This window comes from Enterobacter sp. Ap-1006, from assembly GCF_011752835.1.
Lineage (GTDB): Bacteria > Pseudomonadota > Gammaproteobacteria > Enterobacterales > Enterobacteriaceae > Cedecea.
This window is the reverse complement of record NZ_VWWU01000003.1, coordinates 581,497-595,025: the sequence shown is the minus strand read 5'-3', so window position 1 is coordinate 595,025 and position 13,529 is coordinate 581,497. Positions and strand designations below refer to the sequence as shown.

The following is a 13,529-nucleotide window of genomic DNA, read 5'->3' as shown; positions in this document are numbered from 1 at the left end:
AAAGTCCGGGGGCGGGGTGTAAAAAAAGTATAAAAATGGCAAAAGCCATTAGTTAACTAATGGTTAGTATTTATTTAACCATTTTGTAACTTAATTACAGGTAAAAAGATAAATAGCGCACAAAAAAGTGCATTTATCTGGTCGGAGGAGTAGTAAGCTTTCAAACAATGAGATAGTATTTTGACCAGATAACAAGTTTCGATTTTCCGACATGCGGTGTCGGTCACACATTATAAGGAGAAGCCTATGTCTTTATACAAAGAATACCCTGCGCATCAGGTCATCCTGCGTCGCACCTTCGCAGTCGCTGCCGGTGTGCTGGCGCTGCCTGTAATGCTGTTCTGGAAAGATCGCGCGCGTTTTTACAGCTACCTGCACCGCGTCTGGTCCAAAACCAGCGACAAGCCGGTGTGGATGGCGCAATCTGAAGCCGCCGCCTTCGATTATTACTAAAAGCTGAATCGATTTGACGAAAGCTACCTCCGGGTAGCTTTTTTGTTGCCTGCGTCTTGCTACACTAAGTTAACAACTGAGACGCGGGCAGCCAGCGATGTCGCTTAGTCTGGCATTGGTATGCTTCTGCTGCCCGGAATAACTTCCAATATTGAACCGTCGCCAACGCGCAATGGCGGCGGTCAGGTAATTAATCCAGGGAGAGTTATGCCCACCCATCTGGTCTGGTTCCGCAACGATCTACGTATTCACGATAACTACGCCTTACACGCCGCCTGCCGTAATCCCGATGCAAAAGTCATCGGATTTTTTGTCGTGACGCCCGAACAGTGGCGGCAGCACGTCATGGCACCAAAACAGGTCGAATTCATCTTTGAGCATTTACGGGCATTGGGTCATGCCCTGGCCGGGCGTGGGATTGAACTTCATATCCAACAGGCTGCGGATTTTGCCGCGTCGATAGACTGTATAAAAGCGTTCTGCGCTGAACAAAAAGTCGATGCACTTTTTTACAACTACCAGTATGAAGTCAACGAGCGTGCTCGTGACGCCGCGCTGGAAAAAGCTCTGGATGTGGACGTTACCGTGCAGGGATTTGATGACAGCCTGCTGCTTGCGCCGGGCAGCGTTACTACCGGCAACCACGAGATGTACAAAGTCTTTACCCCGTTCAGCAAGGCGTTTATTCGGCGCCTGCAGGAAGGGCTGCCGGAATGCGTGCCTGCGCCAAAAGCCCGCGGAGAGTGCGACTTCAATGAAAGCTTTGCGTTTGATATGCCCCGTGAGGCGTTTGACCGCGAACTCTTCCCGGTGGGTGAGCAAGAGGCTATCGGCATGCTGCGTAAGTTTTGCCTGAAGCCAGCTTCTGACTACCCGGAACAGCGTGATTTTCCGGCGATAGAAGGTACCAGCCGGCTGTCGCCTTATCTGGCCACCGGCGTTTTGTCTCCGCGCCAGTGCCTGCATCGTCTGCTAAAAGAGCACCCTAAAGCGCTGGAGGGCGAAGCCGGAGCTACCTGGCTCAACGAACTCATCTGGCGCGAGTTTTACCGCCATCTGATGGTCGCGTACCCAAAACTTTGCCGTCACCAGCCGTTTATTGCCTGGACGGATAAAGTTCGCTGGAGCGGAAATAATGCATGGCTTGAAGCCTGGCAGCAGGGTAAAACGGGTTACCCCATTGTCGATGCGGCGATGCGGCAGCTGAACCAAACGGGCTGGATGCATAACCGTTTACGTATGGTCGTGGCGAGTTTTCTGGTGAAGGATTTGCTGATCGACTGGCGGCAGGGCGAGCGCTATTTTATGTCGCAGCTGATTGACGGAGATCTGGCGGCGAACAACGGGGGCTGGCAGTGGGCGGCTTCTACTGGCACCGACGCCGCGCCTTATTTTCGCATTTTTAACCCGACAACTCAGGGTGAACGCTTTGATGCTGAAGGGGATTTTATTCGCCACTGGCTACCTGAACTGAAAACTGTGCCAGGGAAACAGATTCATTCGCCGTGGGACTGGGCTGATAAACAAAAGCAAACGCTGGACTACCCGCGCCCGATTGTTGACCATAGGCAGGCCCGACTGAATACGCTTACGGCTTATGAAGCGGCAAGAAAATAACCAAAGAGAATAATGATGAAAAACAGTGAACTGGAACGCCTGATTAATGACAAGCTGAACAACGCGGCAATCAGTGATTATGCCCCGAATGGCCTGCAGGTTGAAGGCCGGGAAGCGATCCGCAAGATTGTCACTGGGGTTACCGCCAGCCAGGCGCTGCTGGACGAAGCTGTGCGCCAGCAGGCCGATGCGGTGATCGTCCACCACGGTTATTTCTGGAAAAATGAATCGCCGGTGATCCGCGGCATGAAGCGCAACCGCCTGAAAACGCTGCTGGCGAACGACATCAACCTTTACGGCTGGCATTTGCCGCTTGATGCCCATCCGCAGTTGGGGAATAACGCCCAACTTGGCGCGCTGCTGGGGATTGAAACGAAAGGGGAAGTTGAGCCGCTGGTCCCGTGGGGCGAGTTCCCGACGCCGCTTTCCGGCGTGGAGCTGGCTTCCTGGATTGAAATGCGCTTAGGCCGCACGCCGCTGTGGTGTGGAGACACCGGCCCGGATCAGATCCGCCGCGTGGCGTGGTGCACGGGCGGTGGGCAGGGCTTTATCGATAGCGCGGCGCGCTTTGGTGTGGATGCGTTTATTACCGGCGAAGTTTCCGAGCAGACGATTCATTCCGCCCGCGAACAGGGGCTGCATTTCTACGCCGCGGGTCACCATGCCACCGAGCGGGGTGGGATCCAGGCACTTAGCGACTGGCTAAACAGCGAAACCGATCTCGACGTTATCTTTATCGATATTCCTAATCCAGCCTGATACCGGAGGATCTGTGCAACGAGCTCGCTGTTATTTATTGGGTGAAAAAGCGGTGGTTCTGGAGCTGGATCCTCCCGTAAGTCTTGCCAGCCAGCAGCGCATTTGGGGACTGCTGCAGCGCCTGAATGCCTCTGACGAGGTGAGCGAGGCTATTCCGGGCATGAATAACATCACCGTGGTGCTGAAAGATCCTCAGCGGCTGGCGCTGGATGGCATTGAATGGCTCCAGCGCTGGTGGGAAGAAAGCGAGGCTGTGATCCCTGTGCCTCGCCAGATTGATATTCCGGTGGTGTACGGCGGTGAGGCAGGACCCGATCTTGATGTCGTGGCTCGCCACAATACCTTAACGCCGGAAAAGGTCGTCGCCCTGCATTCTGCTGCGGAATATGTCGTCTACTTCCTTGGCTTTCAGCCGGGGTTTGCTTATCTCGGGGGGCTGCCTGAAGTCCTCGCTACGCCCCGCCGGGCGGAGCCCCGGCTGCAGGTTGCCGCTGGCTCTGTAGGCATTGGTGGCAGTCAAACCGGCATTTATCCGCTGGTGACGCCGGGAGGCTGGCAAATCATCGGCCGCACCTCACTCGATTTGTTTAACCCCAACGGCTCATCACCCACTTTATTGTTGCCGGGTGATACCGTGCGTTTCGTCCCGCAGCAGGGGGGCATATGCTGAATATTATTCGCGCCGGGATACAAACCAGCGTGCAGGATACGGGCCGGGAAGGGCAGCGTCATTTGGGCGTGAGCCGCTGCGGCGCGCTCGATACCCCCGCCATCTCCGTCGCCAATTTACTGGTTGGGAATGCGCCAGATGCCCCGGCGCTGGAAATCACCCTTGGGCAATGCGTGATTGAGTTCGGGCGTAGCGGATGGTTTGCGCTTACCGGGGCGGGCTGCCATGCGGAGCTGGATGGCAACGCCGTGTGGACGGGCTGGCGACTGCCTGTCAAAAAAGGCCAAAGGCTGACGCTGAAAAAACCTACGCACGGTATGCGCAGCTACCTTGCCGTCGACGGTGGCCTGGATGTGCCGGAAGTGATGGGGTCTTACAGCACCGATCTTAAAGCCGGGATCGGCGGGCATCATGGCCGTTTGCTGCGGGATGGTGACCGTTTAGCTTTGCGTAAACCTCAACGTAAATTTCAGCATCCCCGCGGCGTAAAACAACTGCTTTGGGGAAATCGCATTCGCGCCGTGACCGGGCCGGAGTATCAGGAGTTCAGCCAGGCATCTCAGGAGAGTTTCTGGCGATTGGCCTGGCAAATTAGCCCGCAGAGTAACCGGATGGGCTACAGGCTTCAGGGGCCAGAGCTGGAGCGAACGACCCAGCGAGAAATGCTGTCCCATGGCCTGCTGCCGGGCGTGATTCAGGTACCACATAACGGCCAGCCGATTGTGTTAATGAACGATGCCCAGACAACCGGGGGCTATCCTCGCATTGCCTGCGTGATTGAGGCCGATCTTTATCATCTGGCTCAGGTCAGGCTGGGGGAACCCATTCATTTTGTGCCGTGTACGCTGGCGGAAGCGCTCAGAGCGCGCCGCGAACAGGCTATTTATCTCGAGCAGATTGCCTGGCAACTGGCACAGGAAGCGTAACGTTTCAGGGAGGTTAGTATGCCGGAAGGACCGGAGATTCGCCGCGCGGCGGATAAGCTGGAAGCCGCCGTGGGCGGGGAACCATTAACCGAAGCCTGGTTTGCTTTTGAAGAGCTTAAGCCGTTTGAAACGATGCTGGTGGGGAAAACTATCGACAGTATCGAGACCCGGGGGAAAGCAATGCTGACGCATTTTTCCAACGGCTTAACCTTGTACAGCCATAATCAGCTTTACGGCGTATGGCGAGTGGCTGACGTAGGTAAAGTAGCAGAAACGAACCGTGTGCTGCGTGTCAGGCTGCAAACGGCTAAAAAAGCCATTCTTCTTTACAGCGCCTCGGACATCGAAATCCTCGATCAGGGGCAGCTTGAACAACAGCCTTTCTTGCAGCGCGTGGGGCCGGATGTGCTGGATGAAAAGCTGACGGTGGATCTGGTCAAAACACGCTTGCTGTCGCCGAAGTTTCGCCGTCGGCAGTTCAGCGGGTTACTGCTCGACCAGGCTTTTCTTGCCGGTTTGGGGAATTACCTGCGAGTGGAAATCCTTTGGGAAGCGGAACTTGCGCCGCAGCACCGCGCGGAGGATTTAAGCGAAGAGCAGATTGAGCGGTTAGCGACTGCTTTGCTGGCGATTCCACGGCTTTCTTATCAGACCCGAGGCCAGGGAGATGAGAACAAACATCACGGGGCTGTGTTCAGCTTTAGGGTGTTTCACCGGGCGGGTGAACCGTGCGAACGATGTGGAGGGATTATTGAAAGAACCAACCTCTCTTCAAGACCGTTTTACTGGTGCCCTCGCTGCCAGAAATAAAAAAACGCGCCACGGGGCGCGTTTTTTACTCATCAAGTAAGAAATGTTACTTTTTGAGATCGGATTTGAAATCACGTTTGTCGTAGCCGGTGTACAGCTGACGTGGACGGGCAATTTTAATGCCGTCGTCGTGCATTTCGTTCCAGTGTGCAATCCAGCCCACGGTACGCGCCATCGCGAAGATAACGGTAAACATGGAGGAAGGAATGCCCATCGCCTTCAGGATGATGCCGGAGTAGAAGTCTACGTTCGGGTAGAGTTTCTTCTCGATGAAGTACGGGTCGTTCAGCGCGATGTGTTCCAGCTCCATCGCCACTTCCAGCAGGTTGTTATCCTTCAGGTTCAGCTCTTTCAGCACTTCGTGACAGGTTTCACGCATCACGGTGGCGCGCGGGTCGTAGTTTTTGTACACGCGGTGGCCGAAGCCCATCAGGCGGAACGAGTCGTTCTTGTCTTTGGCACGACGGATAAATTCTGGAATGTGCTCCACGGTGCTGATTTCTTCCAGCATCTTCAGTGCAGCTTCGTTCGCGCCGCCGTGAGCCGGTCCCCACAGGGAAGCGATCCCTGCCGCGATACACGCAAATGGGTTAGCGCCGGAAGAACCTGCGGTACGTACGGTTGACGTCGATGCGTTCTGCTCGTGGTCAGCGTGCAGGATCAGAATACGATCCATTGCGCGCTCCAGAATTGGGTTAACTTTGTATTCTTCGCACGGCGTGGAGAACATCATGTTCAGGAAGTTAGCCGAGTAGGAGAGGTCGTTGCGTGGGTAAACAAACGGCTGGCCAATCGAATACTTGTAACACATTGCCGCTACGGTTGGCATTTTGGAGAGCAGACGGAACGCCGCGATTTCACGGTGACGTGGGTTATTCACGTCAAGGGAGTCGTGGTAGAAGGCCGCCAGCGCGCCGGTTACGCCGCACAGCACGGCCATCGGATGCGAGTCGCGACGGAAGCCGTGGAACAGACGGGTGATCTGCTCGTGAATCATGGTGTGGCGGGTAACGGTGGTTTTGAATTCGTCGAACTGTTCCTGAGTCGGTTTTTCACCGTTCAGCAGGATGTAGCACACTTCCAGGTAGCTGGATTCGGTGGCCAGCTGGTCAATCGGGAAACCGCGGTGCAAAAGAATGCCTTCGTCACCGTCGATATAAGTGATTTTGGATTCGCAGGATGCGGTAGAGGTGAAACCTGGGTCAAAAGTAAATACACCTTTAGAACCAAGACTACGGATATCAATTACATCCTGACCTAGCGTGCCCTTTAGCACATCAAGTTCGAGAGCATCGTCACCATTAAGGGTGAGGTTTGCTTTAGTATCAGCCATTTACGGTCTCCTTAGCGCCTTATTTCATAAGACTGCCGGGCGTCCGATTTGCATTCGAACCCACAATGGTTGGTTACCAGTTTTTTAATTGGCTCGCGGCTCTGTTTAGAGGAGTACAACCAGGGTACAGAGCGATGGGCGCTTGCAGGTAACACTCGCTTTGAGGGCGAAACTACAGCAAATCAGCGTCTTAGCAATCAGTATCATTCAAACCTGTATATCACTAATAACTGTCCTGATCTCTCGGGTCAATACCCATCCACTGTTACATAACTATTACTCAGGTGAAAGGCTGACCCTATAACTTTTACGAATTATACGGCTTTTCTGGCCCTGTTTGTAACAAGAATGTTTAACTTTTGTCAAATCAGATGATTAAAATTTAAAATAATGTTGTTATCGTGATCCTGCTCACTGTTCCGAGCAAAACCCTTCAAACATTATGTGGGTTAATTGTAATGATTTTGTGAAGAGCCTATACTGCCGCCAGGTCTCCGGAACACCCTGCTACCGGGAGCCACCCAGCGTTGTAGCCAGATCTCTGGCCTCTGGATGTAGCTGTTTTTTGCATGACGCACAGTTATAGAAAGTTAGCGCTGTCTGACCCCGAATGCAGATCCGGAGGAAGGAAACAATAAGAAGAGCATGTGGGCGCTATTCATGATAAGAAACGTGAAAAAACAACGACCTGTCAATCTGGATCTGAAAACGATCCGGTTCCCCGTCACTGCAATCGCTTCCATCCTCCACCGCGTTTCCGGCGTGATCACATTTGTGGCGGTCGGCATTCTGCTTTGGTTGCTGGGACTGTCACTCTCCTCCCCGGAAGGTTTTCTGACCGCGTCCGCCGTGATGAGCAGCTTTATCGTTAAATTTATAATGTGGGGCATTCTGACGGCTCTGGCCTATCACGTGGTGGTTGGTATTCGCCATCTGCTGATGGACTTTGGCTATCTGGAAGAGACCTTTGTAGCGGGCAAACGATCCGCACATATCGCCTTTGTTATTACTGTCGTGCTTTCAATTCTTGCAGGAGTCCTCGTATGGTAAGCAATGCCTCCGCATTGGGTCGCAATGGCGTGCACGATTATGTGCTGGTTCGCGCTACCGCCATCGTACTCACCCTGTACATCATCTACATGATTGGCTTCTTCGCTGTCACCGGCGAGCTGACCTACGACGTCTGGCACGGCTTCTTTGCCTCTGCCTTCACCAAAGTTTTCACCCTGCTGGCACTGTTCTCTATTTTGATCCATGCCTGGATTGGCATGTGGCAGGTGTTGACCGACTACGTTAAACCACTGGCGATTCGCCTTCCTTTACAGCTGCTGATTGTTGTCGCGCTGTTGGTTTACGTCATTTATGGATTCGTTGTGGTGTGGGGTGTGTAATGAAACTGCCAGTCAGAGAATTTGATGCTGTAGTGATTGGTGCCGGCGGCGCAGGTATGCGCGCGGCGCTACAGATTTCCCAGAGCGGCCAGACCTGTGCGCTGCTTTCTAAAGTGTTCCCTACTCGTTCCCATACCGTATCTGCGCAGGGTGGTATCACCGTGGCGCTGGGTAATACCCATGAAGATAACTGGGAATGGCACATGTATGACACGGTAAAAGGTTCCGATTATATCGGTGACCAGGACGCCATCGAATATATGTGTAAAACCGGCCCGGAAGCGATTCTGGAACTGGACCACATGGGCCTGCCTTTCTCCCGTCTGGAAAACGGCACCATTTATCAACGTCCGTTCGGCGGTCAGTCGAAAGACTTCGGCGGCGAGCAGGCAGCGCGTACTGCGGCAGCAGCTGACCGTACCGGCCACGCTTTACTGCACACGCTGTATCAGCAGAACCTGAAAAACCACACCACCATCTTCTCCGAGTGGTATGCGCTGGATCTGGTGAAAAACGCCGATGGCGCAGTGGTTGGCTGTACCGCACTGTGCATCGAAACCGGTGAAGTCGTTTACTTCAAAGCCCGCGCAACCGTGCTGGCAACCGGCGGCGCAGGCCGTATTTATCAATCCACCACCAACGCCCACATCAATACCGGTGACGGCGTTGGTATGGCTATCCGCGCTGGCGTGCCGGTGCAGGATATGGAAATGTGGCAGTTCCACCCAACCGGCATTGCCGGGGCAGGGGTTCTGGTCACAGAAGGCTGCCGTGGTGAAGGCGGTTACCTGCTGAACAAACACGGCGAACGCTTCATGGAGCGTTATGCCCCGAATGCGAAAGACCTGGCGGGTCGTGACGTGGTGGCGCGTTCCATCATGATTGAAATCCGTGAAGGCCGCGGCTGTGATGGTCCGTGGGGGCCACATGCCAAACTGAAACTCGACCACCTGGGTAAAGAAGTGCTGGAATCCCGCCTGCCGGGCATTCTGGAACTGTCTCGTACCTTCGCCCACGTCGATCCGGTGAAAGAGCCGATCCCGGTTATCCCAACCTGCCACTATATGATGGGCGGTATTCCGACCAAAGTGACCGGCCAGGCGCTGACCGTGAACGAGCAGGGCGAAGATGTGGTTATCCCTGGTTTGTTCGCCGTGGGCGAAATTGCCTGTGTTTCCGTACACGGTGCGAACCGTCTGGGCGGCAACTCCCTGCTTGACCTGGTGGTGTTCGGACGTGCTGTTGGCCTGCACCTGCAGGAATCCATTGCCGAGCAGGGCGATCTGCTTGACGCAACCGACGCTGAAATCGACGCCTCCCTTGAGCGCCTTAACCGCTGGAACGGCAACCGTAACGGTGAAGATCCGGTGGAAATCCGCAAAGCGCTGCAGGAATGTATGCAGCACAACTTCTCGGTATTCCGCGAAGGTGACGCGATGGCCAAAGGGCTTGAGCAACTGAAAGCAATCCGCGAGCGCCTGAAAAATGCCCGTCTGGACGACACTTCCAGCGAGTTCAACACCCAGCGCGTTGAGTGCCTGGAGCTGGATAACCTGATGGAAACCGCTTACGCCACTGCTGTGTCGGCAAACTTCCGTACCGAGAGCCGTGGCGCGCATAGCCGCTTCGACTTCCCGGAGCGTGATGACGAAAACTGGCTGTGCCATTCCCTGTATCTGCCAGAGACGGAATCCATGACGCGTCGTAGCGTTAACATGGAACCGAAACTGCGTCCGGCGTTCCCGCCGAAGATTCGTACTTATTAATGCGGAGACAGGACAATGAAACTCGAATTCTCAGTTTATCGTTATAACCCGGATGTAGACGACGCTCCGCGCATGCAGGATTACACCCTGGAAGCGGAAGAGGGTCGCGACATGATGCTGCTTGACGCTTTAATGCAGCTGAAAGAAAAAGATCCTGGTCTGTCATTCCGTCGCTCTTGCCGTGAAGGCGTTTGTGGCTCCGACGGCCTGAACATGAACGGCAAAAATGGGCTGGCCTGTATCACGCCAATCTCGGCGCTCGGCAACGGTAAGCAGAAGATAGTCATCCGTCCTCTGCCAGGCCTGCCGGTGATCCGCGATCTGGTGGTAGACATGGGGCAATTCTATGCTCAATATGAGAAGATTAAGCCTTACTTGTTGAATAATGGGCAAAATCCACCCGCTCGCGAGCATTTGCAATCGCCTGAACAGCGTGAAAAGCTGGATGGTCTGTACGAGTGCATTCTTTGCGCTTGCTGCTCGACTTCTTGCCCGTCGTTCTGGTGGAACCCGGACAAGTTTATCGGCCCGGCCGGTTTGCTGGCTGCGTATCGCTTCCTGATCGACAGCCGCGACACCGAAACGGACGCGCGTCTGGACGGCCTGAGCGATGCTTTCAGCGTATTCCGCTGCCACAGCATTATGAACTGCGTCAGCGTTTGTCCTAAGGGGCTGAACCCGACGAAAGCTATCGGCCATATTAAGTCGATGCTGTTGCAAAAAAGCGCTTAAGTCAGAAAAGTACCCTCTCCTTGCAGGGGAGAGGGTACAAATTGCAGGAAATCTTTAAAAACTGCCGACGATCTTCCCTCTCTTATAAGGGGAAGGGGTGAGGGGAAACCCTTCAGACAGTTTCTAAAGGTTCCTTCGCGGGCCGCCCTCCACGGCAACAGGCTCGAAGAAAGTGAACCCTGGAACGTATACCTGTATACCCTACGGTGTGCGTTATAGTTATCCACGGCGAAATAAGCATAAAATGCTTAAGGGATCACGATGCAGAACGGCGCGATGAAGCCCTGGCTGGACTCTTCCTGGCTGGCGGGCGCAAACCAGTCCTACATAGAGCAGCTCTATGAAGACTTCTTAACCGATCCTGACTCTGTTGATGCGCACTGGCGCACGATGTTCCAGCAGTTACCTGGCACCGGAGCCAGACCGGATCAATTCCATTCAAAAACGCGTGATTATTTCCGTCGTCTGGCGAAGGATGCCTCACGTTACTCCACCGCAGTCACCGATCCTGACACCGATGCTAAACAGGTAAAAGTGTTGCAGCTGATCAACGCCTGGCGTTTCCGCGGCCATCAGGCTGCTAATCTCGATCCGCTCGGGCTTTGGCAGCAGGAAACGGTTGCCGATCTGGATCCGGCGTTCCATAACCTGACCGAAGAAGATTTGCAGCAGAGTTTCAACGTGGGATCGTTTGCCATCGGCAAAGAGACCATGAAGCTTGCCGACCTGATCGCTGCGCTGAAGCAAACCTACGGTGGGTCGATCGGTGCGGAATACATGCACATCACCAATACCGAAGAAAAACGCTGGATCCAGCAGCGCATCGAATCGGTAGCCGGGCGTTCAAGCTTTACTCAGGAAGAGAAAAAACGTTTCCTGAGCGAGCTGACTGCAGCTGAAGGTCTGGAACGTTACCTGGGGGCTAAATTCCCTGGGGCCAAACGCTTCTCGCTGGAAGGCGGCGACGCGCTGGTACCGATGCTCAAAGAGATGATTCGCCACGCCGGTAAGAGCGGCACGCGCGAAGTGGTGCTGGGTATGGCGCACCGCGGTCGTCTTAACGTGCTGATCAACGTGCTGGGTAAAAAACCGCAGGATCTGTTTGACGAATTTGCGGGCAAACATAAAGAACATCTCGGCACCGGCGACGTGAAGTACCATATGGGCTTTTCTTCCGATGTTGAAACCGAAGGCGGCCTGGTTCACCTGGCGCTGGCGTTTAACCCGTCTCACCTGGAAATCGTTAGCCCGGTGGTTATCGGTTCCGTGCGTGCGCGTCTGGATCGTCTGGATAAGCCAGGCAGCAACCAGGTACTTCCGATCACCATTCATGGTGATGCCGCGGTAGCCGGGCAGGGCGTGGTTCAGGAAACCCTGAACATGTCCAAAGCGCGTGGTTACGAAGTGGGCGGTACCGTGCGTATCGTGATCAACAACCAGATTGGTTTCACCACCTCTAACCCGCTGGATGCGCGCTCCACGCCATACTGTACCGACATCGGTAAGATGGTCATGGCGCCGATTTTCCACGTTAATGCGGATGACCCGGAAGCCGTAGCTTTCGTTACCCGTCTGGCGCTGGACTTCCGTAATACCTTCAAGCGTGATGTGTTTATCGACCTGGTTTGCTACCGCCGCCACGGCCATAACGAAGCTGACGAGCCAAGCGCAACGCAGCCGGTGATGTACCAGAAAATCAAAAAACATCCGACCCCGCGTAAGATCTATGCTGACAAGCTGGAGCAGGACAAACTGGCCACGCTGGAAGATGCCACCGAAATGGTGAATCTGTACCGCGATGCGCTGGATGCCGGCGAATGTGTCGTGCAAGAGTGGCGTCCGATGAACATGCACTCCTTTACCTGGTCGCCGTACCTCAACCACGAGTGGGACGAAAGCTACCCGAACAAGGTTGAGATGAAGCGCGTTCAGGAACTGGCTAAGCGCATCAGCACCGTGCCGGAAGCCGTAGAAATGCAGTCCCGCGTGGCGAAAATCTACAGCGACCGCCAGGACATGGCGAACGGCAACAAACTGTTCGACTGGGGTGCAGCGGAAAACCTGGCTTATGCAACGCTGGTAGATGAAGGCGTGTCCGTTCGTCTGTCCGGCGAAGATGCTGGCCGTGGGACCTTCTTCCACCGCCACGCCGTGATCCACAACCAAACCAACGGCTCTACCTATACGCCGCTGGCGCACGTTCACAACAGCCAAGGCATCTTCAAAGTCTGGGATTCCGTGTTGTCTGAAGAAGCGGTTCTGGCCTTTGAATACGGCTATGCCACGGCAGAACCTCGCACCCTGACCATTTGGGAAGCGCAGTTCGGCGACTTCGCCAACGGGGCACAGGTTGTGATTGACCAGTTCATCAGCTCCGGCGAGCAGAAATGGGGCCGTATGTGTGGCCTGGTCATGCTGCTGCCACACGGCTATGAAGGCCAGGGCCCAGAGCACTCCTCCGCGCGTCTGGAGCGTTACCTCCAGCTGTGCGCCGAGCAGAACATGCAGGTATGCGTGCCGTCGACTCCGGCTCAGGTTTACCACATGCTGCGTCGTCAGGCGCTGCGCGGGATGCGCCGTCCACTGGTCGTCATGTCACCGAAATCTCTATTGCGCCATCCGCTGGCGGTATCCAGCCTCGACGAACTGGCCAACGGCACGTTCCAGCCGGCAATTGGTGAGATTGACGAACTGGATCCGAAAGGCGTGAAGCGCGTTGTTCTGTGTTCCGGTAAGGTGTACTACGACCTGCTTGAGCAGCGCCGTAAGAATGAGCAGAAGGATGTGGCGATTGTGCGTATCGAGCAGCTCTATCCGTTCCCGCATCAGGCGGTACAGGAAGCGCTGAAGCCGTTCGCGCACGTACACGACTTCGTCTGGTGCCAGGAAGAGCCGCTGAACCAGGGCGCCTGGTACTGCAGCCAGCACCACTTCCGCGAAGTGATTCCGTTTGGGTCCGCTCTGCGTTATGCAGGTCGCCCGGCCTCCGCCTCTCCGGCGGTAGGGTATATGTCCGTTCACCAGAAGCAACAGCAAGATCTGGTTAATGACGCGCTGAACGTCGAATAAATT

The 13,529-nt window shown here is 54.9% G+C and carries 12 protein-coding genes; 11 read left to right on the top strand and 1 reads right to left on the bottom strand.

The window, feature by feature from the left end; all coding sequences use genetic code 11:
• The first annotated feature begins 246 nt into the window (after positions 1–246).
• From F3J28_RS11030 to nei, 6 genes are all read left to right on the top strand, one after another.
• Positions 247–453, top strand: a complete 207-nt coding sequence (locus tag F3J28_RS11030) for a YbfA family protein (RefSeq protein ID WP_008456133.1) — start codon at positions 247–249, stop codon at positions 451–453.
• Between the two features lie 207 nt (positions 454–660).
• Entirely contained in the window at positions 661–2,070 is a 1,410-nt protein-coding gene (phrB, locus tag F3J28_RS11025) for a deoxyribodipyrimidine photo-lyase (protein ID WP_166875798.1), read from the top strand.
• A 15-nt stretch (positions 2,071–2,085) separates the two neighbouring features.
• On the top strand, positions 2,086–2,829 hold the full coding sequence (locus F3J28_RS11020; RefSeq protein WP_166876611.1) for a type 2 GTP cyclohydrolase I: 744 nt from the start codon (positions 2,086–2,088) through the stop codon (positions 2,827–2,829).
• Positions 2,830–2,842: 13 nt separating this feature from the next.
• Positions 2,843–3,499, top strand: a complete 657-nt coding sequence (gene pxpB, locus F3J28_RS11015; RefSeq protein ID WP_166875796.1) for a 5-oxoprolinase subunit PxpB — start codon at positions 2,843–2,845, stop codon at positions 3,497–3,499.
• Entirely contained in the window at positions 3,493–4,425 is a 933-nt protein-coding gene (gene pxpC / locus F3J28_RS11010; protein ID WP_166875793.1) for a 5-oxoprolinase subunit PxpC, read from the top strand. The genes pxpB and pxpC overlap by 7 nt, the downstream gene beginning before the upstream one ends.
• A gap of 18 nt (positions 4,426–4,443) precedes the next feature.
• Complete coding sequence (gene nei, locus F3J28_RS11005) at positions 4,444–5,235, top strand: endonuclease VIII (RefSeq protein ID WP_166875790.1); 792 nt, start codon at positions 4,444–4,446, stop codon at positions 5,233–5,235.
• A 46-nt stretch (positions 5,236–5,281) separates the two neighbouring features.
• Here the strand turns inward: nei and F3J28_RS11000 are convergent, their stop codons facing one another.
• Complete coding sequence (locus tag F3J28_RS11000; protein ID WP_008456139.1) at positions 5,282–6,568, bottom strand: citrate synthase; 1,287 nt, start codon at positions 6,566–6,568, stop codon at positions 5,282–5,284.
• 645 nt (positions 6,569–7,213) lie between these two features.
• Here F3J28_RS11000 and sdhC point away from each other — a divergent pair.
• From sdhC to sucA, 5 genes are all read left to right on the top strand, one after another.
• Positions 7,214–7,618 carry a succinate dehydrogenase cytochrome b556 subunit gene (sdhC, locus tag F3J28_RS10995; RefSeq protein WP_034808195.1) on the top strand — a complete coding sequence of 135 codons (405 nt, stop codon included), beginning with the start codon at positions 7,214–7,216 and terminating at the stop codon, positions 7,616–7,618.
• A complete protein-coding gene (sdhD, locus tag F3J28_RS10990) occupies positions 7,612–7,959 on the top strand; it encodes a succinate dehydrogenase membrane anchor subunit (protein ID WP_008456141.1) in 348 nt (115 codons plus the stop codon). The genes sdhC and sdhD overlap by 7 nt, the downstream gene beginning before the upstream one ends.
• A complete protein-coding gene (gene sdhA, locus F3J28_RS10985; RefSeq protein ID WP_008456142.1) occupies positions 7,959–9,725 on the top strand; it encodes a succinate dehydrogenase flavoprotein subunit in 1,767 nt (588 codons plus the stop codon). The genes sdhD and sdhA overlap by 1 nt, the downstream gene beginning before the upstream one ends.
• Before the next feature lie 15 nt (positions 9,726–9,740).
• Positions 9,741–10,457 carry a succinate dehydrogenase iron-sulfur subunit gene (locus F3J28_RS10980; RefSeq protein ID WP_166875787.1) on the top strand — a complete coding sequence of 239 codons (717 nt, stop codon included), beginning with the start codon at positions 9,741–9,743 and terminating at the stop codon, positions 10,455–10,457.
• A gap of 261 nt (positions 10,458–10,718) precedes the next feature.
• Positions 10,719–13,526: a 2-oxoglutarate dehydrogenase E1 component gene (gene sucA, locus F3J28_RS10975; protein WP_166875785.1), complete on the top strand. Its 2,808-nt coding sequence runs from the start codon at positions 10,719–10,721 to the stop codon at positions 13,524–13,526.
• Positions 13,527–13,529: the final 3 nt, after the last annotated feature.

Bases quoted from the DNA above. Each gene is read 5' to 3' on its own strand.
- sucA (WP_166875785.1), top strand. From the start codon at position 10,719: ATGCAGAACGGCGCGATGAAGCCCTGGCTGGACTCTTCCTGGCTGGCG.
- pxpC (WP_166875793.1), top strand. From the start codon at position 3,493: ATGCTGAATATTATTCGCGCCGGGATACAAACCAGCGTGCAGGATACG.
- sdhA (WP_008456142.1), top strand. From the start codon at position 7,959: ATGAAACTGCCAGTCAGAGAATTTGATGCTGTAGTGATTGGTGCCGGC.
- sdhC (WP_034808195.1), top strand. From the start codon at position 7,214: ATGTGGGCGCTATTCATGATAAGAAACGTGAAAAAACAACGACCTGTC.
- phrB (WP_166875798.1), top strand. From the start codon at position 661: ATGCCCACCCATCTGGTCTGGTTCCGCAACGATCTACGTATTCACGAT.
- F3J28_RS10980 (WP_166875787.1), top strand. From the start codon at position 9,741: ATGAAACTCGAATTCTCAGTTTATCGTTATAACCCGGATGTAGACGAC.
- F3J28_RS11000 (WP_008456139.1), bottom strand. From the start codon at position 6,568: ATGGCTGATACTAAAGCAAACCTCACCCTTAATGGTGACGATGCTCTC.
- nei (WP_166875790.1), top strand. From the start codon at position 4,444: ATGCCGGAAGGACCGGAGATTCGCCGCGCGGCGGATAAGCTGGAAGCC.
- F3J28_RS11030 (WP_008456133.1), top strand. From the start codon at position 247: ATGTCTTTATACAAAGAATACCCTGCGCATCAGGTCATCCTGCGTCGC.
- F3J28_RS11020 (WP_166876611.1), top strand. From the start codon at position 2,086: ATGAAAAACAGTGAACTGGAACGCCTGATTAATGACAAGCTGAACAAC.
- sdhD (WP_008456141.1), top strand. From the start codon at position 7,612: ATGGTAAGCAATGCCTCCGCATTGGGTCGCAATGGCGTGCACGATTAT.